We start from the raw sequence: 26,173 nt of genomic DNA on the forward strand, positions 1-26,173 counted from the left end.
CAGTGCGCACCGGTATCCGGAGACACTGCCGCCGATCGAATATCGCAGCGACGACACGGTGGTACGCGTGGGGTGGAATGGAGAACTCCGTTTCCGGTGCCGGTGTTTCAAGGTTTCAAATGCGCTGCACAAGCTGCCGGTTGCGGTGCGCCCCAGCGCAGGAAGCGGCAACCGCTATGACCTGTTTTTCCTGCATCATCATTTCGGAACCATCAACCTGGACCATCCCGAATGAGCGGATCATGTGTTACCCATGTCCCCGCACACCTGTTACCCATGTTTCCGGTCCATACACGGCGGCAAAGAAAGTAGGCAAAGAAAGCCGCTCACACCGCTAGCGCCTGCCACGGTTCACATCGCACCACTAATGGTGAATGGCTCCGGAGCGTCTGTCGCCTCGCACCACCCAAGTGAGTGACAAGGTAGTCATTCATCCCGCTGCTCGCTGCGCGCACTGCGGTCGGGTCTGCATGGGAAACCAAGGGGTATTGCCAAGGTTCGCGAGAATGCACGCGCCCCGCTGGTGTTGGGTTATGCCCTTCGGCGCGCGCAGCGCCGCCGGAAGGATGAGCGCCTTGTCACTACCTTTGAAGGCGCGAGGTGACAGACGCTCCGGAGCCATTCACCATTAGTGGTGCGATGTGAACTGTGGCAGACATTAGCGGTTTGAGCGGCTTTCTTTGCCCCGCACAGGGGCAACGCATGCATACCACCGCGAAAACAAGAAAAGGCCAACGGTTTAAAGAAAAGCACAAAAAATCCGCTCAGTCCTCCTCATCATCAGGCATTTCACCTTCAAACTCATCGGCATATTCACTGCCGCCTTCACCGGCCGGCTCCCGAGCAGCATGTTCACCAAACCGCTCGGCAAAACCCACCTCACCGTCCGGCACAAACACATACCCATGGCCCCAAACGGTCTGAAGATACCGCGGCTCGGAAGGATCGGTTTCAATGAGCCGCCGCAAACGCCAGATCGCGACATCGAGACTGCGGTTCCGATACCGCCCCGCCTCCCCATACACGATTTCAATAATGCGCTCACGCGAAAGAATCGTCATCGAGTGATTGACGAATAGCTTGAGAAACGCGAATTCACTGGAACGCAGCGGCATGCGAACTTCGTCGCGATACAACTCGCGCGAACGAAAATCGAGTTCAAAAGGGCCGAAGCGAAACGATTCCCGGCTCTCCGGCGCGCCTGTGAGATTCGATATGCTGCGCCGGCGCATCACTGAACGAATGCGCGCCACCAGCTCGCCCGGATCGAACGGCTTGCCCACGTAGTCGTCGGCGCCGAATTCGAGGCCCAGCACGCGGTCGATCACTTCGTTACGCGCGGTGAGCATGATGACCGGCAAGTCGTCGCCGCTTTCGCGCAAAGCGCGCAGCGCGCTGATGCCATCCACTTCCGGCATCATGATATCGAGCACGACAACCTGCGGCCGCTCGGAGCGCAGCCGCTCCTGCATCGCGCGCACGGAAGGCAGCGTCGTGACAGTAAAGCCGCGCATCTGCAGATATTCGGCCGTGACGTCGCGCACGACCGGATCGTCGTCGACGAGAAAGATATTATTTGCCATGCGTAAATCGTAAGGGACGAGAACGAGCCGGTACAGGCCCGCAGCCTTACCAATCCTTTCCCACGCCTCGCGTGGGACACCCGTTTTACTGGTCGCGCGAAGCGGACTGGAATGAATTGCCCAATTGCGTCTGGTCGACCACCATGCTGTCCAACAGCCCCTTGAGCTTCACCGCCGCGCTCGAATAGCGGTCGGTGCCAAGGCCGTGCACTTCGTAACGCCCCGTAACGGCAATATGATTGTGCATGAAGATCGTCAGATTGATCGTCGAAAGATAGGCCCGGCTTTCGTCGCTGAACGTCGGCTTGCCGAATTCGATCGATGCGTTATACACGAGGCGTCCTTCGCAACTCACCGGCTCGGTTCCGGCGCCGTAGACGTCCGAAGTCACGCCGCGCTGCGCGAGCACGAGCTGCAGCGATGGCACGAAGTCTCCCGACGTGACCATGGGATTGTTCTCGATGCAAATCGAACTGAGATTGACCGGCCGGCCCGACACGAATTTAGGCGAGGAGTAATTCGACGCGACTGCGTAACCCGCCTGGATCACGGAGCCGGTCGCATCGGCCGCGGTGATGAGCGTCCATGCACAGCCGTTGAGCGCAAGCGCCGCGGCGCACGCGGCGCCGAGTTTCACCGTGCGCGCCCTCGCACGGCTGACGTATGACACGATTTCATGTGGCATGGGAGCGGATACCCGATGCGTTAATGGGCTGCGCGGAACATGACACATTCCCTGCAGGACTCGCCACGCATGATCGGTGCAAAGCGATGCGCGCGATGGCCGGGACATCGGTCAATGTTGAATGCCACTTTCCACTTCTTCAAATACCTCCCGCCTGGTAAGGCGTTGAACGGCACTCGTGTGCGCCGTTTCAACGCAGAGGCGCGCACCACAAGCGCTCAACGACCTTCGGTCATGACCGCGGGCGGCTGCGCGTGTAATGTTTCGTAAGCGCTCCTGCATTCTCCCCGCTGAGCGAGACATTGCGGATTCACCGCCGCGCTATCGTTCTCACTGCGGTTCTCACTGCGGCGCCTCGCGCCTTTGCGACGCCGGACGAGCCACATGCTGTTCCTGTCTTTCTCCTGTTATTTCAACGTCATCATGGCTGCCATGAACCGAGAACCGAAAATCCGTCGCGCCCACTTCTTCAAGCGCGGCCTGAACGCTGCTGCGATCGCGCTGTTCGCGTCGCTCGCTGGCTCGCCGTTCGCGCACGCTGCAAGCTTTCACTGCCCGCATAACGCGTCCGCCTCCGAGCGGCTCGTCTGCAACGATCCGACGCTCTCCGCGCTCGACGACAAACTCGCCGCGCTCTATCGCAGCGCGTTCGACGCGAGCACCGACACCACCGCGCTCGAAGCCGACCGCGTGAGCCAGTGGCAATGGCGCCAGCACAACTGCAAGGACAAGGCGTGCGTGACGGACTGGTACGACCGCCGCATCGCCGAACTCGAAGGCGATCTCAAGCATGGCAAGCAGGCTGCCGCGCGCCGCGTGAAGGAAGGCGTCGTCGACCAGCACCTCGCCCCGTCGGCACAAGACGCCGTGCTCGAAATGCACGGCATCCCGCCCGCGCCGAAGGACGATAGCGCAGCGGCCGCGCCCTCTGCGGACAGCACGAAAAGTGTGAAGAAGGCGGGCGCGAAGGTCGCGGGTGCCGAAGCCGATGCGTCGCTGCACCTGCAAAAGATGCCGAGCGGCGTGGCCGCCGACGCGCGCCAGACGCGACTCGCGCAAGCGCAAGCGCAGGCACACGCGCATGGCCTGCCCCAAAAGGATGTCGCCCCGACGGGTGACGTTTCGGCGATGACCGCGAAAATGGCTGGCGCGAACTCGGCGTTCGCCAAAGCGGCAGGCATGGCATCCATCGACGCGCCGGCCGCACAGCCCGCGAGCCCCGCGGCCAATGAAGCAGCCACGAAGCCGGCGGACCAGGCGAGCGCACTCAACTGCGCATCCGTCGCGTCGACGGAATCCGCGCACGCTACGCAGGCAGCGATCGAGCCAGGCGCCGTCGCCATGAAGTAACACGCCATGTAAGCTACGGGAAGAAATCTGCGGTCGCGCGCTGTTCTGCCGGTTGTCGATATCAAATAAAATACGGCGATGAGTCCACACGTTCTCATCGTCGACGACGATCCGGTCGTGCGCGATCTCCTCTCCAGCTTTCTTCGGGCCAATGGTTTCGAGGCCTCGGTCCTCCACGACGGCACGCATCTCGGCGCTCGGCTGGAACGCGAGCGGCCATCGGTCGTCGTGCTCGACGTCATGATGCCGCGCACGGACGGCTTGCGCGCCCTCGCCGCCTTGCGCGCGCAGGGCGACAACATTCCGGTGATCTTCGCCTCCGCACGCGGCGCGGTGGGCGACCGCATTGCGGGTCTCACGCTGGGCGCGGACGACTACGTCGCCAAGCCCTTCGATCCGCAGGAATTGCTGCTGCGTATCCAGACCGTGCTGCGCAGGCGCGGCAACGGCCCCGCGGGCGCACCCGTGGCGCGCGAACGCTACCGCTTCGGCGACTTCGAGCTCGATTTCATGGCGCGCACGCTCGAACGCGACGGCAAGCGCGTGCCGTTGCGCAGCAGTGAGTTCGTCCTCCTGAAGATTTTCACGGAGCATCCGTATCGCGTGCTTTCACGCGTGCTGATTCACGACCTGCTCCACGCAGACGGCCTCGAATTTAACGAGCGCAGCCTCGATGTACCGGTCTGGCGCCTGCGCCGCGTGATCGAAGACAATCCCGCACAGCCGCGCTACGTGCAGACCCTGCGAGGCAAAGGCTACGTGTTCGTGCCGCAGAGCGGGGTCGGCATCGAAGGCGACGCAGGCAACCCCCCAGCAGACGACAGCGGCCGCAGCCTGAACGCGTAATTGCATGAACAATCCGTTGAATACGCTGTTCGGACGCATGGCGCTGATGTCCGCGCTCCTGCTGTTCGCCATTCAGGCATGCTGGTTCATCGTGTTCGCGCCGCAGCCGCGCCGCCACGAAGTGGAAGGCTTCGAGCGCGGTCTGCTGCTCATGCTGCACGCGGCAACCAGCGCGGCGCCCGGTACGGCGACGAGCGCGGCACCCAGCATGCCCCCTAACGAGATGGACCTCGCGCCAGCCCTGCGCGTGCATCTCGTGCCCACCTGGAACATGCCCGCCGATGTACGGCTCGAAGTGCCCAAACGCGAGCCGCTTGCCGACTTGCGCAAGCAACTCCTGCGCGATTTGCCGCCCGGCACCGAGATTCTCGCCGACCTGCGCCATCGCGAAGCCCTATGGGTGCGTTTCGCGGGGCAATCCACCTGGATCGTCGCGCCCGTCGATCTGCCGCCACCGCGAAACCTGCTGCCGCTGTTCGGTTCGATGCTCGCCATTTCGCTGCTGCTCGCGCTACTCGCCATGTGGCAGATGCAACGGCCGCTTTCGCTCGTGGCCCAAGCCGCGCGCGCATTCGGCACCGGCCATCGTCCCGCGCCCGTCAAGCAGCACGGGCCGCGCGAATTGCGCGAACTGATCGGCTCATTCAACGGCATGATGAAGCAGCTCAACGAAGCCGACGACGATCAGGCCGTCATGCTCGCGGGCGTCGCCCACGATCTGAAGTCGCCGCTCACGCGCCTGAAGCTGCGTGCAAGCATGATGGGCTCCGAGCGCGAGCGCGAACAGCTCATCCGCGAAGTCGATTCGCTGAACGATATCGTCCAGCAGTTCCTGGAATTTGCCCGCCAGCGGCCCGAATCGGGTCCCGAGGTGGATGTCGATGCGCTGCTGCGCGAGCAGTTCTTTTCCGATGCAGGCGATGACGACGATGCGCTCTTCAGGCTCGATCTGCGCGCGGGCTCGGCGTTCAGGCTGCCGCGCACGCTGCTCGACCGGCTCGTGTCGAATCTCGTCGACAATGCGCTCCAACACGGCGTGCCGCCCGTGGAAATCGCCACGCGCCGCGAAGGCACGCAGTGGATCATCGAAGTGCGCGATCATGGCCCCGGCATCCCGCCCGAGCGCGTGGCCGCAGCGCTCAAACCCTTCGTACGCCTTGACGAAGCGCGCGGCGGCGAAGGCCATTGCGGGCTGGGTCTCGCCATCGTGACGCGCCTCACGCGCAATCAGGGTGGCCGCTGCGAGCTGACCAATCACCCCGAAGGCGGGCTGCGCGTGCGTATCGCGCTGCCGGCCGATGCACGCTCCGCTGTGTAGCCCGCTCGGATTACCTGTTGATTCAGCGCTGCGCGCCGCTCAGACCACGAGCCGGCCGCGCAGACGATTCACCGTGTCAGACGCAAGGCCGAGACCCGCGGTGAGATACCGGTTGAGGTCGCCGTAGCTGCCCTGCACCGCGTCGAACGCGGCCTGCAGATAGCTGGCCTGCACGGGCGGCGTGAGATTGGTCGAATCCACACCCGTCGAGCGCCACGCATCGGTCAGCATGAAATCCTTCACGATGATTTCGAGCGGCACGTTTGCGATCAGCAGCAACAGGGCGCACGCCCAGCCCGCCACGTCCACGCCTGTGCCACCCGTGATTAGCAGCGGCCCCGGTGCGTCCGCGATGTGTTCGAGCAGCGCGCCGTAGATCGAGCATTGCGTGCGGCCTGTCACGAGCGTGCGCCAATGCATTTGCATCGCCGCATCGAGTTCGCCGGCCAGCATGCCCCCGAACGACGGCGGCTCGAGCGTGCCCAGCACATTCAGCGCGAGGTAACTGGCGGTGCTGGGCGTTACGTCGGGCGCCGCGTCGATCTCAGCAGGCGTGCGCAGATCGTAGATGTTGGACAGCGCCATGCGCTCGAGCGTCGCGGCGTCGGCGGCGCTCGGCGTGAGCGCGTCGGAGCGGTAAATCAAGGCGCGGCGCACGTGCGCGCCGTCGCTCGTCGAGTAGCCAGGCGCAGCGCCGCCCAGATCACGGAAGTTCGCGACGGAGCCGATCACCGGCGTGGGCGCATCCTGCGCGCCGTCGCCTCCCGTGTATTCGCCGCCGCACGCACTCAACAACGTGCTCGCGCAACCGCTCAGCGCGAGCAGGCTCACCGTGCCCTTGAGCAGCGCGCGGCGCGGCGGGTTGTCGAGCGCGCCGCCGCCACTGCGGTTGAAGTTGCCGGTCGCGGCCACAGGCAAACGCTTACGCGCCTGCGCGAACGAAGAAGTGTAGGCGGAGAAAGACAAATTCATCGGTTGGCAGCTTATGTAGGGAACCCGCAGTTCGCGCGGGCCGCTGCAACGTCGCACGTCGCATGCGTTCGGAAAGGCCGCAGTTTACCGGCAGATGCGCCTGAAAAGGTAAAAGCGCAAAACGCGGTAATAATTTTTTCCGATCCATGGTGCATTGCGCACTGATATTTTCCGCCGGTTTGTACTTATATTCTTACCGTACCTTTCTATTCACACCGAACAGGTAATTACCGTGGTAATGCGCGGTTATTTCTCATTTCAATCCACACCTGAATATCGGCTGCACAGGCCATTTTCTTTATAGATATTCCAGATTCTTTCCAAATATTATCCTTGACGCTCTTTGTCGCGCTTTTATAATCGCCCGTGAATTCAGGCATTCGCCTGGACCACCGTGGCGGTCGTCGGCTGCCCCTGGGAGTACCACGTCATGTACAAAGGCAGTGTGACCGAAGAAGCGCGTGAAGTGCTGCGCGCAATCGAGCTGATCCAGCTGGGCGCACGCATGCCTGTGCTCGAAAAAGAACTGACGCTTTCGCGCAATCGTTTGATCAGGCTTTATCGGGAACTCAAGAATGCTTCGCCGCCCAAGGGCATGTTGCCGTTTTCGGCAGACTGGTATTTCACATGGCTGCCGAACATTCATGCGTCGCTCTTCTACAACATCTATCTGTTTCTTACGGATAGAGCGAAATGCAGCCGGCTCGATGCCCTCACGCGTGCATACCGCCTTTATCTCGAGCATTGCGAGAGCGCCGAAACCGAGCGCGTGCTGAGCTTCACGCGGGCATGGACGCTGCTGCGCTTCTTCGAAGGCGGCCTGCTCACGCTGTCGAGCTGCACCGTTTGCCACGGCCGCTTCGTGCGCCACGTGCGCGACGCACACAAGCCCACCGCCTGCTGCATTTGCATGCCGCCCGCGCGCGCCGGCATGACGCGTGCCGCACGCGCGAGCCGCACGACGGAATCCGATGCCCCGGCAGCCGCCTCCGCCACGCGGGGCCGCGCCGCAGCAGCACTGGGCGAACTTTCGGGCACCATGCGCGAAACCATGCGCGACACGCTCGCCGAAGTCACGCGCGCCCTCGATCCAAAGCGTTCCGCGAACCGCCTGCGCCTCGTCGCTTCCGTCCCCGTCTAGGTTAAAGCGGCACGTTCCTTACGTCACATCCTCGTCGCGCTCTGCATCCGTCTGCAGAGCGCGAATATCGCACGCACAAATCCGGCAGATTGCTTTGTGATCCTGATGAGCGTGCTGATTCTGACGACGCTCGCATTGCTGCGCCGCAAGCTCGATGGCGTGCGAGTGCGCGGCCTGCCAGATCTCCCACGCGATCTGCGCGCCGCTTTGCGAATAATCGTCGTTTTGATCGCGCTCGAGCGCATCGGGCAGGCGCGTGTGGACTTGCAGATAGTGCGTGCGATAAAGCGCCTCGAAAATCTCGCGGCGTGACGGGCGCTTCAAGCTCGCCTCTTCGCGAACGTGAACGGATTTGTGAGGCGCAGAGACTTCATCCACATTCGACGTCGAGGCGTGCTTCTTCTTGCGGGTGGGGAGGATCACGCAGACGTCGCGCGGTAATACGCGCACGACGTTACGGATACCGATATTGTCGCAGGCTCTGCAAAAGAATTGGCCGCGGAATATCGCGAATTTTTCGGCGTTATTCGTGAGTCGCTTCAGCGCTGGACCTGCGATTATTGCAGGCATAAGAAAGTCGAAAGGAGTCGACCATGCAAATCGGGGCGGCGACACAGTTCGCCAACGGTAGCGCCAACACGAGCACACTCCGTGCGGGCGCGGCTTCAGACCAGGCAGAACAGGACGGCACGCAGTCGAGCCACGCATCGACGAATGTCGCGCCGTCCACATCGCAGGACGAGGCCGTGCAGATTTCGCCGCAAGGCTATGCGGCTGCATGGACCGACGATAGCGCGGACAGCGGCGACGCAGCGGCCGACACGAGCGATGCAACCGATACAACTGATGCGAGCGACACGAGCGATACCGGCGATGCCACCGACACTAGCGACGCAACCGACACGACATCGACGCCGGGCAACGCGCAGCCCGTGAAGTCGCTCGTCTATGGCGCGCTAGGCCTCGAGCGTCCCGACGCGCCCGCCGACCCGAACCACACCTATACGCTTGGGCGCTGGATCGCGGCGGGCATCACACTGGGCGGCATCATTTCGCTGTTTATCTGAGCGCGCTGCGTCGCAATCCGGAGCGCATAATGTTTCGGAGACCCGATGATATGGGCGGCAAGTCGGCTATCATCACTGCCGGCAAGACCATCAACCCATAACGTACACGAGGTCCACCCGTGGCTCTCAGCGCCTTTGCCGCTTCGCAAGCCGTTCCGCTCGCTGCCATCGCCGCCGCGGCCGTCGCGCTCGCCAAGGGCGGCCCGAGGCAGCCCGAGCCGCTCGAATCGATCAACGCGCCGTTCAAGGAAGTCGACTTTTCCGACCTTCCTGCGGTGCGCCGTTATCCGGCGCGAGACGGTGCGTCGCTCGCCTGGCGTGCCTACCTGCCGCAGGCGGGCGCGCCACAAGCGTGTGTCGTGCTCATCCATGGATCGTCGGCAAGCAGCGCGAGTCTCCACCCGCTTGCGCGCCAGTTCGCCGCCGCGGGCTACGCGGCCTGCGTGCCCGATATGCGTGGCCACGGTGAATCGGGGCGCAAGGGCACGATTGCCTACATCGGTCAGTTGGAAGACGATCTCGAAGATCTGCTCGCCGCACTGCCGGGCGAGCTGGCAGCGCTGCCCAGGACGCTGATCGGCTTCTCGTCCGGCGGCGGCTTTGCGCTGCGCTTTGCGGGCGGTACACGTCAGCGCCTGTTCGAGCGTTACGTGCTGCTCGCACCCTTCCTGCACCACAAGGCGCGCACCACGCGCAACGAGGTCGGCGGCTGGGTCTCGGTCGGCATACCTCGCCTCATCGTGCTCGCTATGCTTAACGGCTTGCGCATCCGCGTCTTCAATCATCTGCCGACGATCGCCTATGCGCTCGCGCCCGAGGTCCGAGACGAGGTCACGCCGCAGTATTCGTTCAACCTGATGCAGAATTTCCGCCCGCACGACGACTACCGCGCGGACATACGCGGCGCGCGGCAGCCGGTGCACGTGCTGGCCGGCGCCGACGACGAGGTTTTTCACGCCAGCGAATACGCGGCGGCGTTCGAGGAAGCGGGCGCACACGTGCCGGTCACGATCGTACCCGGCGTGGGGCACATCGGCTTGACGCTGGATGCCACTGCAATCGCCACGGTCATCGGCTGCGTGAAGGGATAAGGCAAAGGCGCCCTCGCCGCCGTTTCGCCTGTCCGTATCCGCCAAACTGGCGGAATCCGCCGATTGATCTCCGCGGCGAAGTGGCCCATATTCAAGTGAGTGCGTACATCAGGCACCGGTTTTGCGGCAATTCGTCAATCGAAGCGAAAGCGCGCTCCTCCCATGCTCAACACCCCTGGTCACGACGACTCCGATCCGTCGGAATGCCCCTACTGTGGGACCAGGTTCAATGCGCCGCTTGCACTCTGCCCCCAATGCGGAGCGAATCAACAGGCCGCTGCCGCGCGCATCGCAGGCGCTGACGAAGGCTTGCCGGACGAACGCGCGCACGGGGTAGCCGAGCGCCTGCGTGCAAACCTGGCCCTTGGCGCCAATCGGCCCTACGACGGCGAGTACCCTTCGATCGACGAGGAACACGTCGCCGAGCGTAAGCGGTTGCCGCGCTATGCCTGGGCGGGTCTCGGCGCGCTCGCGATCGCGCTCACCGGCTACGCGTTCCTGCATCGCGGCGAATGGGAGCCGAAGCTCGGCGTACAGGTGGTCCAGGGGGCCGTGAGCGGGTCGAAGGGCACGCGGGGCACTCACGGCAGCAGCCGCAGTGTCGCCGCAGTGACTAATCGGCCACCCGCCGTCCTGCCGCATGCGAACGCGGCGCAGCGCCGCGTTGCCCAGCGGAATACGCCGGCGGTCTCGCATCCGCTCGCCGCGCCGCGCTATGCGAGTGCGCATCCCGAGGTCGCGAGCAATCTGGCCAGCGCGCGTCTGAGTCTCGACAAGAACAACCTCTGGCCCGCACGCAGGGCGCTCACGAGTGCGCTCGCCGTCGAGCCCGGCAACCCTGAAGCGCAGCAGATGCAGGCCGAACTCGTCACGCGCGAGCAGCAGCGCGACGCGTTGATCGGCGAGGCGCGGCAATGCGAGCACGAGCGCCAATGGGCTTGTGTGCGGCAAGACGCGGGGCATGCGGTGGAAGTAGACGCATCGAGCCGCGAAGCGAGGCACCTGCTCACGCTCGCCGGCACCGAGCACCAGCCGGCCGCCGGCAAGCGCAATCGCCGTACATGGCCAGGGGAAAGCCAGTATGCGCAGGCAGGCGACAGCCGCTCTCGCCAGGAGCCCCTCTTCTGGCATCACTGATCCGCCCCGCAGGCAGTGACATCGGTTCAGTCGCGAACACATCGGCCGCCACCCGGATGGCTACAGTCATGCTGCCTATCCTTGTGCAGGCAGCACGAAGCGCGCAATCGCCTCGCGCAAGCTCGCGGCCTGATCGCGCAACGAGTGCGCAGCAGCCGCGGCTTCTTCGACCAGTGCTGCGTTCTTGCGGCCAACATAGTCGGCAAAGCCACCACCTGGCTGGTTGCCCGCGGCCACGAGCTTCGGGAACAGCGGCTGACCGGCCCCGTCCATCATGCGGCTCACGTCCTTGCCGGTCATTTGCTGCAGGAACGGGTTCATCACGATCACGAGATGCGAGTCGATGACCGCGAAATAGCCGTCCTTGCCGTAGCGCAGCCCCGCTAGCGCGGCGAGCGCCTGCTTGCGTGCGTCGGAGTCGCTGAGCACCCCTTGCTGTGCGAGGCGGTGGTAGTGCTTGACGAGCGTTTCGGCCTGCTGCACGAGCGATTTCAACTGATCACGCCGGTCGTCCAGCATGGTCGAGCGCATTTGCCATGCACCAAAGCCGCCGATCAATACGAGGCCGATCCACAGCACGGCGATCATCGACAGGAGCTTGCGATTCAACGTCATGTTTGTATTTTTTTATAAGGATAACGAATCAGACTCAACAAAGCGCCACCCTGCCCCGCGCGCGGCGGCACTTACCGTGCGACGATCATGCACACTGCCGTTGCCGTGGCGATGAGCTTGTCTTCCTGCCAGAGTTCGCCGTGCACGTTGCATACGCCGCGCCCCCTGCGCACGAGGTTTGCGCGGCCGGTCAGCTTCCCGGGCCTTGCGGCCCTCAGGAATGAAGTGTTCAGGCTGAGCGTCGCGCAGTGCTCGCCTTCGGCGAGCGTGGAGGTAACCAGCGTTGCCGTCACGTCGTCGAGCATGGCACACAGCATGCCGCCCTGCACTTGCCCCGCCGGGTTGCGAAACGACAGGGCGCCCTCGTACTCGGCCTCGAGCGCATTGTCGCTCAGCGAGAGAAACGTGGCGCCCAGCGTGGTCGTGATCGGCGGTGCGCCGTTCACGCCGTACAGACGCGCGAGAGCCGGGTTATCTTCGATTTCCATGAATGCCGTCCTTTTCGTATAGCTTCGCGGGGGTGCTCGTGTTTTGCCGCTCGCGGCTCACTCGCCGCGAAATACCGGCTTTCGTTTCTCCTTCCAGGCGAGCGAACCTTCGCATAGATCGCGCGAGGCATCCGCTTCTTTCACGTCGCGCTGGAATTCGTCTTCGTCGAGCGTGCCACTCGCGATCCGATTCAGGTGCTTCTTCATACCCAGCAGAGCGAGCGGCGCCATTGCCGCCAGTTCGCCGCTCAGGCGCTCGACTTCGTCGAATAACATTGCACGCGCAACGACTGTGTCGAGAAAACCGCAAGCCCGCATCTGTCCGGCATCGAGGGTCGTGGCGCACAACAGCAGCTTCTTCGCCACGTTCAGTCCGAGCCGCGACACGTAGCGCCGCAAACCACCGCGATAGAACAGCAGGCCGAGCCGGGCCGCAGGCACGAACATCTGGCTGCTTTCGACGCCGACGCGGAAGTCACACGCGAGCGCCAGATCGGTCGCACCGCCATAAACGCCGCCGTTGATCGCGGCGATCGTCACAGGCCGCGCCTCTTCGAGTTCGTTGGCGAGCGCCTCGAAACTCGCCCCCGCGTTCTCGTCGGCCACGCTGCCAATGTCGAACCCGGCGCAAAAGTGCTTGCCTTCGGCGCACAGCCGCAGCACGAGCACCTCGCGTTGCGCGTTCACTTCGCGAATGAAACCGCGCAATGTGGCGAGGTCTTCGAATTCGAGGCGGTTCGCCATCTCGGGGCGGCGCAGCGTGATGGTCGCGATCTTCCCGGCGACGGTGAGTTCCGGCGCCTGACCTGCTGAATGAGCGGGTTTCGAGGTCATCGTCAGCCTCAGTGGAAGTTGTAGATCTGCATGGTAGTTTCGCCTCCCTCGATGCGCTTGCAGATCGCGGCTTCGTCGGCTTCGCGCTGCACGCCCTTCTCCACCACTTCTGCCGCGCGGGCACGCGGAACGGCCACCACACCGTCGCGGTCGCCGACGATCAGGTCGCCCGCACAAACCGTGACGTTTCCGATCATCACCGGCTCGTTGATCCAGCCGATCGCGCCAAAGTCCTTGCCCGTGCCGCGAATGGACAGCCCGCGCGAGAACACCGGGAAGCCGATCGACTCCAGCAGGTCGGCGTCGCGCACCGCGCCGTCAATCACGAGCCCCGCAAGACCGCGCACCTTCGCGGCTGTCGTCATCACCTCGCCCCAGTAGCCGTGTTCGTACACGCCGTTCGTGTAGACCACCAGCACGTCGCCCGGCTGAGCAAGCAGAATGGCGCGGTGCAGCCAGAGGTTGTCGCCGCCCGGCGAATGCACGGTGACTGCCGTGCCGCAGATCCTGAAGCCAGGCGAGACAGGCTTGATCGCAGCGGGCAGCGCGCCGATCTTGCCGCCGGCTTCGTGCAGCGTGGCTGCGGGCACCTGGCGGGCCGCGTCGACCACGCGTGCCTCGACGCGTTCGATTGAAGTGCGGATAGTGGTTGCCGAATCGTGTTCTTTCATACCTTTTGCTCCCGCGTTTGCAACTGGTGGTACTTGAACTGCTTGCGCGCTTCGTCCAGACGCATACCGCCGCGGCACGCCTCTCGAATCGCTTCCTCGGCATGATGGATCGCCTCCGCGGCATCGAGGACAGCGTCTTCGTGCTCGCGCGGAATCGCGAGCACGCCATCGGCGTCGCCGCGCAGGATGTCACCGGGCTGCACGCGCGCCTCGCCCATGTTGACGGGAATATTGGTCGCCTCGACCTGCACGCGGTCCTTGCCGGTGCGCATCCAGTGATCGCGGCTGAACACCGGATAACCGAGCTTCAGGCACAGCGAAACGTCGCGGCAGATGCCGTTGATCACAGTGCCCGCAATGCCACGGCGATGCGCGATCTCGGTGAGAATGTCGCCCCACACGGTCGCATCTTCGCGTCCGCCGTTATCGAGCACGATGACCGCGCCTTCCGGGACGTCGTCGATATAGTCGCCCACCGTGCCCGGCGGGTTGGCGGCGGGACCGTACTTGAGCGTCCATGCGCGTCCCGCGAGGCGGAAGTCCGTGCTGCGCGCCTTGATCTTGTAGCACTGGCCGTTGATGCCGAGCTTGTCGAGCGCGTCGGAGAGCGTGGCGGTGTCGAGCTTGCCGGCGCGCTCCACGTTGCGGCTGTCGTTCGTCGTCATGGTTCTGGATCGCTTGCGTGAATTGTGAATATGCGCTCAGGCGAGCATGTGTTCGTAGTTGCCGCCCATGACCCTGCCGACTGGGACGCCTGCAAGAATCGCTTTTGCCATCGCGGCCTCCTTCGCCACAATCGTCTCCGCGGTGTCCAGCACGAGGCCGATATCGGCAGCGCGAATGAAGATCACGGCGCTGTTGTCGGCCACGACGTAGTCGCCTGCCTCCACCTGCACCTCGCCGATCTGAACCGGCACATTGGTGCCCTTTTCGACCACGCGGCCGCGTGCCGTGCGCGCCGTGGTGGCGCGGCTGAACACGGGCAATTCGTAGCCGATGGCCTCGTCGATATCGCGCACGGGCCCGTCGGCCACGACGCCGGCGACCTGGCGCACCTTCGCGGCGAGCGAGAGCAGGCCGCCCCAGCAGCCGGCTTCCACGCCGCTGCGCTGCTCGACCACGATCACGTTGTCGGCGTCGGCCTGTTCGATTGCGGTACATCCGAGGTGCACGGGCGGTCCGGGCGGCGCGTCACCGGTGCCGAGCTTGACGGTGATCGCGCGGCCCGCAATGCGGCCCTGGCCCGAGCGCTGCGGCAACCCGCTCACCACGCCGGTCAGTTTGAGTTTGTCGAGCGCGTCCGAGACGGCGCAGCAGTCGAGCCGCCGCAGGCGCTGTACATTTTGGTCAGCCATGTTCTAGTCTTCCGTGAAGGTCTTGCGCAAATGAAGCGGATCAGTCCAGCGTGCGCCACGCGGCGAAGCAAAGACCCGTGCCGGTGAGCGCGGGGCTGCGATAGCCCGGCGTGTACGAAACCCATTCGAGGTCGAGCGACTTGACCGCCTCGACCGCGATGATCCAGTTGCGGATTTCCGAACTACCCGCCTGTAGCTGCTTCGGATCGAGCGCGGCAAGCCACGCGCTGTCCTTGCGGTGGATCGCTTCGATAATGCCGTTGTCGAGCGCCTCGTCCACCACGAAGTGCGAGAGGCCGCCCGACGCGAGCACGCCCACCCTCAGGTCTTCGGGGTATGCCTCGATCAGCTCGCGCAGCGCGGCGCCAAGCTGAATGCAGCGGCGCGGCGTGGGCTGGTTCGGCGGATCGAAGGTATTGACGATCACCGGAATGACAGGCAAGTCGAGGCCCTGCAGATAGCGGCGGTGAATGAACGAGAACGCGTGGCCCTCGTACTGGCCGCGCTCCAGACCGTCCATCGCCGCCATGTCGAAGTCGCGCTCGCAGAGTTCACGAATCATCCAGCGTGCCATCTCCGACTTGACGGGATAGTGCACGTCGGCATCCGGCTCCTGGCGCATGGTGCGGGCGCGGGCGTACCAACTGTCGTTCGGGCTCGTCTCGCGCTTTGCGTTGCGGATGGTCTCGCCATAGTAGATGGCGAATGCCGGGTTATTCGTGGTACGAAACAACTCGGTCTGATCGTCACCCACCACGATCAGCACATCGAGCCGGGCTGCGCGAATACGCTCACGCAATTCATCCATCGCCGCTTCCGACCGGTCGTAGCGCTCGCCCATGCGCTCGGGCGTGACCATCGCCTCGGCGTCGGCCGGTGCGCGTTCCAGCAGGTCGCCGTACGTAACGTGATTGCCCGCCTTGTCGTAGTAATGCGGATTCTTCGGGTCCACCGCGCGAAAGCCGTGCTGCCAGTCTTCGCGCTGCGACACCAGCATGATGCTGTGCGACGAGCCGAATGCCGCTACCAAACGTGCCATTTCGTCTCCTTCTCCTGTGCGTTATTGCTTTGCCGGCGCGCGCTCAGACCACGAATGCCGCGCGCCATTGTTCGATCTGTTCGTCCGCGTAACCGAGTTCGCGCAAGATGGCCTGCGTATGCTCGCCCTGCTCGGGCGCAAGCCGCGGCGACGCTTCGCGCGGATAGCGCGAGAGCCGGAACGGCTGGCCCACAAAGGCGACCTCGCCTTTGCCCGGCAACTCGACCGGCCACGCCATGCCGAGATGCTTGACCTGCGGGTCCTCGAACACCTCGTCGATGCGGTGAATCGGGCCGCAAGGCACGCCCGATTTAATCAGCACTGCAGTCCATTCTTTCGTCGTCCGAGTCTTGAAGACTTCGCCCACAGCGCGGTTCACGGCGTCGCGGTTGGCCACGCGCGCCGGATCGGAATCGAAGCCCGCGGCGCGCGCCAGATGTTCGAGGCCGAGCGCCTCGCACAACCGTGTCCACATCGTCTGGCCGATGGCAGCGAGATTCAGGTAACCGTCCTTCGTTTCGAACACGCCGGTCGGCACCGTGAGCGGATGCTCGTTGCCTACCTGCTGCGGCACCTTTTTGTCCACGAGCCACTGTGCGGCCTGAAAATCGAGCATTGCGAGCTGTGCCTCCAGCAGCGAGGTTTGCACCCACTGGCCTTCGCCCGACGCGTCACGCTCCAGTAGCGCGGTGAGAATCGCCATCGCGCAGAAGTGGCCCGCGCACAGGTCCGCGATTGGGATGCCCACGCGCATCGGGCCTTCGCCCGGCTTGCCCGTCACGCTCATGAGGCCGCCCATGCCCTGCGCGATCGAATCGAAACCCGGCCAGTTCGCATAGGGACCGTCCTGGCCGAAGCCCGAGATGCTCGCGTAGACGAGGCGCGGATTGATCGCTCGCAGCGCGTCCGGGCCAATGCCGAGGCGGTCCTTCACGTCGGGGCGGAAGTTTTCGATGAACACGTCGGCGCGGCGTACCAGCTCGCGGAGAATCCCGCGGCCCGCGGGGTCCTTCATGTTCAGCGTGAGGCTTTCCTTGTTGCGATGCAGGTTTTCATAATCGGCGCGATTGTGGTCGCGGCCGCCGATCATGTCGTCGCCACCTAGCGCTCCGGGCGGGATTTCGAGCTTGATGACGCGTGCGCCCATGTCCGCGAAAAGACGCATGGCGGTCGGGCCCGCTCGCACCCGCGAGGCGTCGATGATCGTGAAGCGTGACAGCGCGCCTTTACGGGCGGTGGCCGCACCCTGGTCGTGCTGGGTGTCCTTGTTTTCTGCGCTCATGGGCGTTTTTCCTCAGGCCGGAGTGAACATCGGAACCGGATAGCCGCCATCGCTCGGCTCGAACACGACCTGCACGCGCTGGCCGATGGCGAGCGTGGCCGGGTCGCAGTCGACGATATTGCTGAGCATGTGTACGCCTTCGTCGAGCGTCACATAGGCCAGCGTGTAGCGCGCCTCTTCCTTGCCCATCGTGCTGCACGAGTAGATCGCGCCTTTGCCCTTCGACTCGACCCACTCCGTGTTCGCGCTCAGGCAATGCGGGCAGATGTCGCGCGGGTAGTAGTGCGTCTCGCCGCAGTCGGCGCAGCGCTTGACGAGCAGGCGCCCATCCTTCGCCGCTTCCCAGAAAGGCATCGCCTCGGGCAATACGCGCGGCGGCGAAATGCGGCGCCGGCCGGTGGCCGCGGCGGCCTTGGCCGCCTTTTCCGTAGCAGGGTTCTGATTAGTCGTACTCATCGTTAAGCCCGTTCCAAAATGAGCGTTGCGGCCGTATGACGCGAAGCCAGTGCGCCGCCGATTCCGTTCGCCAGTGCGATATCGCAGTTCGGCACCTGCACGGCGGGGTGCGCTTCGCCGCGCAACTGGCGCACGGCCTCGATCACCTTCGTGACACCGCCCCGGTTCGCGGGGTGGTTGTTGCACAGGCCACCGCCGTCGGTATTGAAAGGCAGCTTGCCCACGCCCGAAATCAGGCCGCCGTCCTGCACGAACCTGCCGCCCTCGCCCTTCTTGCAGAAGCCGAGGTCTTCGAGCTGCATGAGCACGGTGATCGTGAAGCTGTCGTAGAGCGACGCATACTTGATGTCGGCGGGCGTCAAACCTGCTTCGGCGAACGCTGCCGCGCCGGACCACTTCGCCGCCGACCACGTGAGGTCGATCTTGCCGCCGCCAGCGTGCTTGGGCGCTTCGCCCGTACCGCGCACCTTCACGAGCGGGCGCTTCAACTGCTTCGCGATCTCGGGACGCGCCACGATGAGCGCGCCGCCGCCATCGCTCATCACGCAGCAGTCCAGACGATGCAGCGGGTCAGCGACCATCGGCGAGTTCACGACGTCTTCGACGGTCACGACGTTGCGCAGCATCGCGTTGGGGTTGTGCTGCGCGTGGTGGGACGCCGCGACCTTGATCCACGCGAGTTGCTCGCTCGTGGTGCCGTACTCGTACATATGGCGCTTCGCGACCATGCCGTACAGATTCTGTGTGGCCGGGCCGAACGGCAGCTCGAACTGCACTTCGGGCGCGTCCGGGTCCGGCACCTTGAGCGAAAGCGCTGCGCCCGCCGCACGTGGGCGGCCCGCAAGCGTGATCAGCGCGATATTGCAGCGGCCGGCCGCAATCGCTTGCGCCGCGTGCGCGACGTGCAGGATCGGCGCGGACCCGCCGCATTCGGTCGAATCGACGTGGCGCAGCTTCAGGCCGAGGTATTCGGCCATGGTCGTCGTGCCGAGGCCGGGCGCATCCCCCGCGCAGAAGTAGCCGTCGATGTCGTCTTTCGTCAGGCCCGCGTCTTCCAGCGCGCCCTTCGCGACGTCGGCGTGCAGGCGCGCGACGGAAAGGTCGTCCGCTTTGCGCGTGGGGTGCTCATAGGCGCCGACGATACAGGCTTGTCCGTTCAGAGTCATTCGGATTCCTTATCGAGTCGTTGCACCGTAAAGCGGTTCAGATGCCAGGTGGCGTCACCGTAGGTCATGTTGATCGCGAACATGCGCTTTGCGTAGTGGCCCGCGCGGCACTCTTGCGTCATGCCCATCGCGCCATGCAGCTGAATCGCCCATTCGCCCGCGTTCTTGCACACATCGCCGATAAAGGCCTTGACGGCGGAAACAAAGCGGCCACGGCGCGCCGGGTCGTTTTCATCGACGGCCATGGCCGCCGCGCACGCCATCGACTTGCCCTGTTCGAGCGCGATCAGCATGTCGGCCACGCGGTGTTGCAGCGCCTGAAACTTCGCCAACGGCGCACCGAATTGCGAGCGCGTATTCAGGTGCTCGGCGGTCAGTTCGAGCAGCGCTTCCAGCGCACCGACCGACTCTGCGCACAGCGCCGCGTTCGCGCGGTCGAGCGCGGCTTCGATGAGCGCGTGCGCTTCGCCGGCCTCGCCGATCAGGTCGGCTTTGGTCACGATCACGTTGGCGAAGCTCACGTGGGCCGCTTCGCGTGCGTCGATCGTCGCAAAGCGGCGCAGCGTGATGCCTTGCGCTTTGGCGTCGACGAGGAAAAGCGACAGGCCATGCATGTCGCCGCGCTCGCCCGAGGTGCGCACGGCTACCACGAATGCGTCGGCGATCGCGCCGTCGAACACGAGTGTCTTGGTGCCGTCGATGCGCCAGCCGTCGCCCGTTTCCTTCGCGCGCACCGCGATGCGCGCAAGCTCGTAGCGCGCATCGGCTTCGCCCACCGCGAGCGCAAGCACCTTCTCGCCGCACGCGGCCGCTTCGAGCCATTGCGAGCGCTGCTGCGCGCTGGCCGCCGCGCCGATCAGCGCAGCCGCCGGCAAGCCGCTCGACAGCCAGCCTGCACCGCCCAACGCGCGGCCGAGTTGCTGCGCGACGAGCATCGTTTCCACCGCGCCGTAGCCGCTGCCGCCCTGTCCGGCGTCGATGATGAGGCCCGTGATGCCGAGTTCGGCGAAGCCCTGGCGGCGGTGTGCCGCAAGCGCCGCGTCTTCGGCGTCGCCGCGCCGGTGCGCGGGAAACTCGCCGTCGCAGAAGCGGCGTACCGCGTCTTGCAGCGCGACTTGATCTTCAGTCAGAGAAAAGTCCATGTTTATTCGTGTCCCGCTTCAGGCATTGAAGAACGCGCGGCTGATCAGGTTGCGCTGCACTTCGTTCGTGCCGCCGTAGATCGACAGCTTGCGTGCATCGAAGTAGTTGGCCGCGACGGCAACGGTCTCTTCCGGGCTCGGCGGCTCGTGGCCCGCCTGGTCGAGCAGCGCGGCTTCGTCGAACGGAATGCCGTCGGGCCCTGCGACTTCCGCGAGCAGCGCGTAGATCGCCTGGCGCAGCTCGGTGCCGCGCACCTTGAGCATTGACGCCTCTACCGCCGGCACGGGGCTCTGCTGGTTTGCGCTCAGCATGCGCAGGCCCGTGAATTCGAGCGCCATCAACTCGATTTCGAAGCGGCTCACGCGCGCCTCGAATAGCGGATCGCCGGCGGGGCCCTGCTGCTTGCCAAGCTGCTTGACGCGCGCGAGCTGCTGCTTGCAGGAGCCGATGCCCGCAATGCCGGTGCGTTCGTGGCCGAGCAGATACTTGCCGTACGACCAGCCCTTGTTGATCTCGCCGACGAGGTTCTCGACCGGCACGCGCACGTTGTCGAGATAGACCTCGTTGAGGTCGGTGCCGCCTTCGAGCATGCGAATGGGGCGCAGCTCCACGCCCGGCGACTTCATGTCGATCAGCAGGAACGAAATGCCTTCCTGCGGCTTGGCGGTCGGGTCGGTGCGCACCAGCGCGAACATCATCTCGCACCAGTGCGCGTACGAAGTCCAGACCTTGTGGCCATTCACGACGAAGTGATCGCCGTCGCTGTCTCTGGAAAGCACGGCGGTGGTGCGCACGCTGGCGAGGTCAGAGCCCGCACCCGGCTCCGAGAAGCCCTGCGCCCACCACGTTTCGCTGCGGCGGATTGCGGGCAGGTAGCGCTCTTTCTGCTCGGGCGTTCCGAACGCATTGAGCACAGGGCCCAGCATGTTGATGCCGCTCGCGATGATGCGCGGCGCGCCGCCAACGAGCGTTTCCTCGTCGAAGATATAGCGTTGCAGCGGCGTCCAGCCAGGGCCACCGGCCTCCTTCGGCCACGACGGCGTGATCCAGCCGCGCTCGTACAGATGCGTGTACCACTCGACATAATCGGCGCGCTCGATGCGCAGGCCCAGTTCAGCCTTGCGCTTGAGTGCGGGCGAAAGGTTCTTCTTGACGAACTCGCGCACCTCGGCGCGAAACGCCTCGTCCTCTGCGGAGAATTCCAGTCTCATTGATTCATTGTCCTTATTAGTGATGTGCGCCGCTGTTTGCGCCCTGCGAACCGCACACGACGAGTGCATCGAGCGCGAGCACGCGGTCCGGGTAGGCAACGAGCGGATTCACATCGATCTCGGTGATCTGCGGGTTCGCGCGCATCTGCGCACCGATCGCGGCCACGGCCTTCGCGATGGCGGCCACGTCCACACCTTCGGCGCCGCGCACGCCGTCGAGCAGCGCGGCGGCCTTCAGGCGGCGCAGCTCGACCACGATGTCGGTTTCGGCCATGTCGGCGGGAATCAGGCGCACGTCCCTGAGCGCTTCGATCCAGATGCCGCCCAGGCCGACCAGCACGACGGGGCCCCATTCGGCGTCACGCCTGGCGCCCACCACGAGTTCGAGACCGCGCGGGCCCATCGCTTCGACAAGCGCACCGTCGAGCCGCAGCTCGGGGCGATGCGAAGCCACGCTCGCGTGCAGCTTGTCCCAGCCGGCGCGCAGCGAGGCCGCATCGGCGAGACCGACCACCACGCCGCCCACGTCGCTCTTGTGCGGCAGTTCGCTCGCCTGCGCCTTGAGCACGACCGGATAGCCGATTTCATCCGCAATCTTCTGCGCTTCGTCGATCGTCTTCGCGAGTCGCCCCGGCGGCACCGGCAGACCCGCTGCGGCAAGCCATTGCTTGCCCTGATATTCGGCATAAATACCGTTCGCCGGCACGGCGCCCGGCAGCGCGATCGCGGCTGGCTGCGCCGTTTGCGCGCGCTGCGCTCGCTGCAGCGATTCGCCGTAGGCCGCCACGCGTGCGCAGGCGCGCAGCGCGCGGTCCGGCGAACGGAAGAACGGCACGCCGCTCGCGGCAATCGCTTCGATGAAGAACGGCTCCAGCACGTTGTTGTCGCCCATTACCGCAAGCACCGCGGGCTTGGTGGCGCGCGCGAGCGCGGGCACGAGGTGGTCGGCCTTGTCGCGCTGCGCGATGGGAGGGCCGCCCATGATCGAGAGGACGAGGCTGCCGATGTTCGGGTCGGCGAGCACCGTGTCGATCAGTTCGCCGATCAGGCCTGGGTTGCGCACGCCGATCGTCGTGTAGTCGAGCGGGTTGTCGGCCACGGCGAAGTCCGGCAGCAGTTCGGTGAGCTTCCCGAGCGTCGGCTCGGTGAGCGGCGGCAGGTTCAGACCGATGTCGTCGGCGAAGTCGAGCGTAATGTTCTTCACCGCGCCCGATGCCGTCATGACCGCCGTACCCGCTGCGGGCGGCACCGGGAAGCGCGCGAGGATCGTCGTGGTGTCGAACAGTTCATCGAGCGAATCGACCACCACCACGCCTTCGCGCGCGAGTAGCACGCTCGCCGTGGCATGGTCGCCTGCGAGCGCGCCGGTGTGCGACTGTGCCGCTTCGCGCGCTCGCGCGCTCTTGCCCGGCATCAGCATCACGATCGGCTTGCCTGCCGCACGCGCTTCGCGCGCCAGCGCGAGGAAAGTCTGCGGGCGGCGCACCTGCTCCGCATACACGGCGATCGCAGTCGTCTGCGGGTCGGCGATGAACCACGCGAGATAGTCCTCGATGCCAAGCACGGCTTCGTTGCCGGTCGAAACGGCCGCCGTGATCGGCTGGCCGCGGCCCATGAAGGCGTCGCGCAGGTTCGCGGCCATCGCGCCGCTTTGCGCCACCACGCCAACGCCCTTGCGACCCGCGCACGGATATGGCGCGAGCGCCTCGAAAGTGACCGGCACGCCGGCCTGGAAATTGGTGAAGCCCATGCAGTTCGGGCCGATCAGCGCGATGCCCGCGGCGTTCGCGGCCTCAGTGAGCGCCTGCTGTTTCGCACGGCCTTCCTCGCCTGCTTCGGCGTAGCCCGAAGCGAAGATCACCGCCGCGCCCGCGCCGCGCGCGCCCAGCGTGTAGACGGCGTCGAGCACACCGGCTTCCGGAATGCACAGCACCACGAGGTCGATGCCTTCGGGCAGCGCGTCCACGCTCTTCACGCACGGGCGGCCGTTGATTTCCTCGCTGCTGCGCGACACGAGATGGATCGCGCCCGCAAAGCCGAAACGCTCCAGGTTCTGCAGCACGAAGTTGCCGAACGAGCGGGGATCGGCGGAAGCACCGACGATCGCGATCGAGCGCGGCTTGAGCACGCGTTCGACGGACAACACGCCGCCTGCTTCGGAGAGTGACTTACTCATCAGGTCATGCCTCTTCTTGATTGCGATCCCGGCACTGGCAAACCAGGATCAGTTCGATTGAGAGCCATTCTGGCATACCACAACCGCTTTCTCAATACACCAGAAGCACATTTACCAGGTTAGTGTTTTCCCCTAACAGCACCCACCCGGGCCACCTATCAAACGGCATCTCATTGATTTTAATGTCTTTTAATTGTCGCTCGACGTACATCCAGCAAACGGCGCGACCGTATAAGAAAAACGCCGACTTGAATGCCACAACATCATATTGGTATATTTAAGCCATCCGAACCCCAACGACCGTCCTTTCCATGAAACCTGTAGCCGACCTGACCGCCGAACGCGACGGCGCAGCGCCCGCCCATCCGGCAGCCGCGCCCCGTATGCGAGCGAGTCTCGCGAACGACATTCGCGAGACGCTTCAGGCCGAGATCGAAACTGGCCAGCTCGCGCCGGGCATGCCGATCGACGAGCGTGCGCTCGCTGCGCGCTTCAACGTGTCGCGCACGCCGGTGCGCGAAGCGCTTCAGCATCTCGCGGCGCGCGAGCTCGTGGTGATCTCGCCGCGCCAGGGCATGACCGTGGCGCGGCTGTCGATCGCCAAGGTGCGCTCGATGCTGGAGTACATCGGGGAACTGGAGGCGCTGTGCGCACGCTTTTGCGCAAGGCGCGCGAGCGACACCCTGCGCGAGGCGCTCGACCGCGCGCTGATGGCGTGCCAGCAGGCCGCAGTGGAAGGCGACGCCGGCGAGTACGCACGCGCCAATGCGCTTTTTCACGACACGATCTACGAAGGCAGCCGCAACGAGTGCCTCGCCGACCAGATTCGCGCCGCGCGCCGCCAGTCGGCGCGCTACCGCGTGGCCGACCTGCGCAACCGCAGCCAGATCAGCCGCTCGCTCCAGGAGCACTTCGAGATCGCGCGCGCCATCCAGGCCGGCGACGAAGCGAAAGCCGCCGAGGTGATGCGGCGTCACGTTCCCGCGGGCACGACCGGCTTTTCCGAATTCCTCGCCGCCGTGCCACGCCACTTCTTCGACTTCGGCACCGACTGAGATATCCAGTCATCCTGAATAATCCATACGGAGACACCATGCCCCGCTCCATCGACGTCCCAGGCCTCTCGCATAACGCCCCGATTCCGGTGGGCGCCCGCGTGGCCAACGTGCTGTGCTCGTCGGCGATCGCCGGCAAGGACCCGGCCACCGGCAAGCTCGCCGCCGGCCCCGCCGACCAGGCCCGCCTCGCGTTCGACAACCTCGAGCGCTTTCTCGACGCAGGCGGTGCGACGCTCGCGGACGTCGTGAAACTCACCGTCTATGTGAAAGACGATAGCGTGCGCGAACACATCAACGCGCACTGGCTCGCCTTCTGGCCCGACCCGGCGCAGCGGCCCGCACGCCATATCGTCGTGCACGACCTGCAGCACGGCATGGCTCTTCAGCTCGAAGCAATGGCCGTCGCGCCCTGAACGCGCGGCCTCCACCACCAACGTCAAGCAACGCAGCGCATCCCTCCATTCATTGAAAAAGGTTCCAACGTGATCATCGACTCCCACGCCCACGTCGTCATGCCACCGCAAAGCTTCCGCTACATGGCGGAGCTCGTTGGCGGACGCGCCAACCCGTCGACCAACCCGAACATCCCGGACGAAGCGGTGCGCAAGCAGGCCGAGGAACTCGTGCGCAGCATGGACGCCGTCGGCACCGACGTTCAGTTCATCTCGCCGCGCCCCTACCTGCAAATGCATTCGGTGAAGCCGGCGCGCGTGACCGAGCTGTGGACGCGTCACTGCAACGACCTGATCAAGCGCTTCGTCGACATGTTCCCGGACCGCTTCCGTGGCGTGGCCGGCCTGCCGCAGTTCATGAACGAATCGCCCGCCGAAAAATGCGTGGCCGAACTGAAGCGCTGCGTGAATGAACTGGGCTTCGTCGGCACGCTGCTGAACCCCGATCCGACCGAAGGCGAGGGCCCCGCGCCGGCCGGCCTCGGCGATCCGTTCTGGTATCCGCTCTATGAAACGATGACGGCGCTCGACGTGCCCGCACTGATCCACTCGGCCGGCAGTTGCAGCCCGCGCGAGTCGTACACGCTGAAGTTCATCAACGAAGAAAACATCGCGGTCATTTCGCTGCTCGAATCGGACGTGTTCCAGAAGTTCCCGAACCTGAAGATCGTGGTGGGCCACGGCGGCGGCGCGATTCCCTACCAGATGGGCCGCTTCCGTTCGTGGGCCGTGCGCCGCAATCATCCACAGACTTTCGACGAACAACTGCGCAAGCTCTACTTCGACACCTGCAACTACTCGAAAGATTCGATCGAGCTGCTGCTCAAGGTGGCCGGCACCGACAACGTGCTGTTCGGAACCGAAAAGCCGGGCACGGGCAGCGCGCGCGACCCGATCTCGGGCCGCGACTACGACGACATGAAGCCGGTGATCGAAAGCATCGAGTGGCTCACCGAGGAACAACGCAGGAACGTGTTCGAGTGCAATTGCCAGCGCGTCTATCCGCGTGCGTTCCGCCACTATCAGGAGGCCTGAAC

The 26,173-nt window shown here is 64.8% G+C and carries 27 protein-coding genes and 1 pseudogene; 11 read left to right on the forward strand and 17 right to left on the reverse strand.

Annotated elements, in window-relative coordinates; all coding sequences use genetic code 11:
- Window positions 1-235: pseudogene (locus BFD71_RS23510) on the forward strand (IS481 family transposase); the annotation flags it as partial.
- A 529-nt stretch (window positions 236-764) separates the two neighbouring features.
- Here the strand turns inward: BFD71_RS23510 and BFD71_RS23515 are convergent.
- Both BFD71_RS23515 and BFD71_RS23520 read right to left on the reverse strand, forming a co-directional pair.
- A complete protein-coding gene (locus BFD71_RS23515; RefSeq protein ID WP_069266727.1) occupies window positions 765-1,583 on the reverse strand; it encodes a response regulator in 819 nt (272 codons plus the stop codon).
- Between the two features lie 85 nt (window positions 1,584-1,668).
- Window positions 1,669-2,220: a hypothetical protein gene (locus BFD71_RS23520; protein ID WP_069266878.1), complete on the reverse strand. Its 552-nt coding sequence runs from the start codon at window positions 2,218-2,220 to the stop codon at window positions 1,669-1,671.
- A 480-nt stretch (window positions 2,221-2,700) separates the two neighbouring features.
- Here BFD71_RS23520 and BFD71_RS23525 point away from each other — a divergent pair, with 480 nt between their 5' ends.
- The 3 genes from BFD71_RS23525 to BFD71_RS23535 all read left to right on the forward strand — a co-directional run bounded on the left by BFD71_RS23525 (window position 2,701) and on the right by BFD71_RS23535 (window position 5,782).
- Window positions 2,701-3,618 carry a lysozyme inhibitor LprI family protein gene (locus tag BFD71_RS23525; RefSeq protein ID WP_141710778.1) on the forward strand — a complete coding sequence of 306 codons (918 nt, stop codon included), beginning with the start codon at window positions 2,701-2,703 and terminating at the stop codon, window positions 3,616-3,618.
- A gap of 78 nt (window positions 3,619-3,696) precedes the next feature.
- Entirely contained in the window at window positions 3,697-4,464 is a 768-nt protein-coding gene (locus tag BFD71_RS23530; RefSeq protein ID WP_069266729.1) for a response regulator, read from the forward strand.
- 4 nt (window positions 4,465-4,468) lie between these two features.
- Entirely contained in the window at window positions 4,469-5,782 is a 1,314-nt protein-coding gene (locus tag BFD71_RS23535) for an ATP-binding protein (RefSeq protein WP_069266730.1), read from the forward strand.
- Window positions 5,783-5,821: 39 nt separating this feature from the next.
- Here the strand turns inward: BFD71_RS23535 and BFD71_RS23540 are convergent, their stop codons facing one another.
- On the reverse strand, window positions 5,822-6,754 hold the full coding sequence (locus tag BFD71_RS23540) for a tyrosine-protein phosphatase (protein ID WP_083245429.1): 933 nt from the start codon (window positions 6,752-6,754) through the stop codon (window positions 5,822-5,824).
- 430 nt (window positions 6,755-7,184) lie between these two features.
- Between BFD71_RS23540 and flhC the strand changes: the two genes are divergently transcribed.
- The gene (flhC, locus tag BFD71_RS23545) at window positions 7,185-7,895 is read left to right on the forward strand and encodes a flagellar transcriptional regulator FlhC (protein ID WP_069266731.1); all 711 of its coding nucleotides are present in this window, start codon (window positions 7,185-7,187) and stop codon (window positions 7,893-7,895) included.
- Between the two features lie 18 nt (window positions 7,896-7,913).
- Here the strand turns inward: flhC and BFD71_RS23550 are convergent, their stop codons facing one another.
- Complete coding sequence (locus BFD71_RS23550; protein ID WP_141710779.1) at window positions 7,914-8,510, reverse strand: hypothetical protein; 597 nt, start codon at window positions 8,508-8,510, stop codon at window positions 7,914-7,916.
- Between BFD71_RS23550 and BFD71_RS23555 the strand changes: the two genes are divergently transcribed.
- The 3 genes from BFD71_RS23555 (at window position 8,489) to BFD71_RS23565 (ending at window position 11,190) form a co-directional block, all read left to right on the forward strand.
- Entirely contained in the window at window positions 8,489-8,962 is a 474-nt protein-coding gene (locus BFD71_RS23555; protein WP_083245430.1) for a hypothetical protein, read from the forward strand. The two genes, BFD71_RS23550 and BFD71_RS23555, sit on opposite strands and share 22 nt — an antisense overlap.
- A gap of 119 nt (window positions 8,963-9,081) precedes the next feature.
- Window positions 9,082-10,053 carry an alpha/beta hydrolase gene (locus BFD71_RS23560; protein ID WP_069266733.1) on the forward strand — a complete coding sequence of 324 codons (972 nt, stop codon included), beginning with the start codon at window positions 9,082-9,084 and terminating at the stop codon, window positions 10,051-10,053.
- 162 nt (window positions 10,054-10,215) lie between these two features.
- Window positions 10,216-11,190 carry a hypothetical protein gene (locus BFD71_RS23565; protein WP_069266734.1) on the forward strand — a complete coding sequence of 325 codons (975 nt, stop codon included), beginning with the start codon at window positions 10,216-10,218 and terminating at the stop codon, window positions 11,188-11,190.
- A gap of 75 nt (window positions 11,191-11,265) precedes the next feature.
- On the opposite strand, the gene BFD71_RS23570 is transcribed toward BFD71_RS23565, so the two are convergent.
- The 13 genes from BFD71_RS23570 to BFD71_RS23630 form a co-directional block, all read right to left on the reverse strand.
- Window positions 11,266-11,805, reverse strand: coding sequence for a cache domain-containing protein (locus BFD71_RS23570; RefSeq protein WP_069266735.1), 540 nt, complete (start codon window positions 11,803-11,805; stop codon window positions 11,266-11,268).
- 71 nt (window positions 11,806-11,876) lie between these two features.
- A complete protein-coding gene (locus tag BFD71_RS23575; RefSeq protein ID WP_069266736.1) occupies window positions 11,877-12,293 on the reverse strand; it encodes a PaaI family thioesterase in 417 nt (138 codons plus the stop codon).
- A 57-nt stretch (window positions 12,294-12,350) separates the two neighbouring features.
- Window positions 12,351-13,127: an enoyl-CoA hydratase/isomerase family protein gene (locus BFD71_RS23580; protein ID WP_069266737.1), complete on the reverse strand. Its 777-nt coding sequence runs from the start codon at window positions 13,125-13,127 to the stop codon at window positions 12,351-12,353.
- 8 nt (window positions 13,128-13,135) lie between these two features.
- Window positions 13,136-13,798, reverse strand: coding sequence for a 4-carboxy-4-hydroxy-2-oxoadipate aldolase/oxaloacetate decarboxylase (locus tag BFD71_RS23585; RefSeq protein WP_069266738.1), 663 nt, complete (start codon window positions 13,796-13,798; stop codon window positions 13,136-13,138).
- Window positions 13,795-14,463, reverse strand: a complete 669-nt coding sequence (locus tag BFD71_RS23590; RefSeq protein WP_069266739.1) for an RraA family protein — start codon at window positions 14,461-14,463, stop codon at window positions 13,795-13,797. The genes BFD71_RS23585 and BFD71_RS23590 overlap by 4 nt, the downstream gene beginning before the upstream one ends.
- A gap of 36 nt (window positions 14,464-14,499) precedes the next feature.
- Window positions 14,500-15,153 carry an RraA family protein gene (locus BFD71_RS23595; protein WP_069266740.1) on the reverse strand — a complete coding sequence of 218 codons (654 nt, stop codon included), beginning with the start codon at window positions 15,151-15,153 and terminating at the stop codon, window positions 14,500-14,502.
- 40 nt (window positions 15,154-15,193) lie between these two features.
- A complete protein-coding gene (locus tag BFD71_RS23600) occupies window positions 15,194-16,192 on the reverse strand; it encodes a protocatechuate 3,4-dioxygenase (protein ID WP_069266741.1) in 999 nt (332 codons plus the stop codon).
- A 43-nt stretch (window positions 16,193-16,235) separates the two neighbouring features.
- The gene (locus tag BFD71_RS23605; protein WP_069266742.1) at window positions 16,236-17,474 is read right to left on the reverse strand and encodes a CaiB/BaiF CoA transferase family protein; all 1,239 of its coding nucleotides are present in this window, start codon (window positions 17,472-17,474) and stop codon (window positions 16,236-16,238) included.
- Window positions 17,475-17,486: 12 nt separating this feature from the next.
- Entirely contained in the window at window positions 17,487-17,930 is a 444-nt protein-coding gene (locus tag BFD71_RS23610; protein ID WP_083245431.1) for a Zn-ribbon domain-containing OB-fold protein, read from the reverse strand.
- A 2-nt stretch (window positions 17,931-17,932) separates the two neighbouring features.
- Window positions 17,933-19,096 (reverse strand): thiolase domain-containing protein, encoded by a 1,164-nt coding sequence (locus BFD71_RS23615; protein WP_069266743.1) that lies wholly within the window; start codon window positions 19,094-19,096, stop codon window positions 17,933-17,935.
- Complete coding sequence (locus BFD71_RS23620) at window positions 19,093-20,238, reverse strand: acyl-CoA dehydrogenase family protein (RefSeq protein WP_069266744.1); 1,146 nt, start codon at window positions 20,236-20,238, stop codon at window positions 19,093-19,095. Before BFD71_RS23620 ends, BFD71_RS23615 begins: the two co-directional genes overlap by 4 nt.
- Before the next feature lie 18 nt (window positions 20,239-20,256).
- A complete protein-coding gene (locus BFD71_RS23625) occupies window positions 20,257-21,450 on the reverse strand; it encodes an acyl-CoA dehydrogenase family protein (protein WP_069266745.1) in 1,194 nt (397 codons plus the stop codon).
- Between the two features lie 16 nt (window positions 21,451-21,466).
- The gene (locus tag BFD71_RS23630) at window positions 21,467-23,626 is read right to left on the reverse strand and encodes an acetate--CoA ligase family protein (RefSeq protein WP_069266746.1); all 2,160 of its coding nucleotides are present in this window, start codon (window positions 23,624-23,626) and stop codon (window positions 21,467-21,469) included.
- A gap of 311 nt (window positions 23,627-23,937) precedes the next feature.
- On the opposite strand from BFD71_RS23630, the gene BFD71_RS23635 reads away from it, so the two are divergent.
- From BFD71_RS23635 to BFD71_RS23645, 3 genes are all read left to right on the forward strand, one after another.
- Window positions 23,938-24,681: a GntR family transcriptional regulator gene (locus BFD71_RS23635; RefSeq protein ID WP_256094894.1), complete on the forward strand. Its 744-nt coding sequence runs from the start codon at window positions 23,938-23,940 to the stop codon at window positions 24,679-24,681.
- Between the two features lie 38 nt (window positions 24,682-24,719).
- Complete coding sequence (locus BFD71_RS23640; RefSeq protein ID WP_069266747.1) at window positions 24,720-25,097, forward strand: RidA family protein; 378 nt, start codon at window positions 24,720-24,722, stop codon at window positions 25,095-25,097.
- 69 nt (window positions 25,098-25,166) lie between these two features.
- Window positions 25,167-26,171: an amidohydrolase family protein gene (locus tag BFD71_RS23645; protein WP_069266748.1), complete on the forward strand. Its 1,005-nt coding sequence runs from the start codon at window positions 25,167-25,169 to the stop codon at window positions 26,169-26,171.
- Window positions 26,172-26,173: the final 2 nt, after the last annotated feature.

Origin of the sequence: Paraburkholderia nodosa (assembly GCF_001718195.1) — a bacterium.
In the GTDB taxonomy this organism is placed as follows: Bacteria; Pseudomonadota; Gammaproteobacteria; order Burkholderiales; family Burkholderiaceae; genus Paraburkholderia; species Paraburkholderia nodosa_A.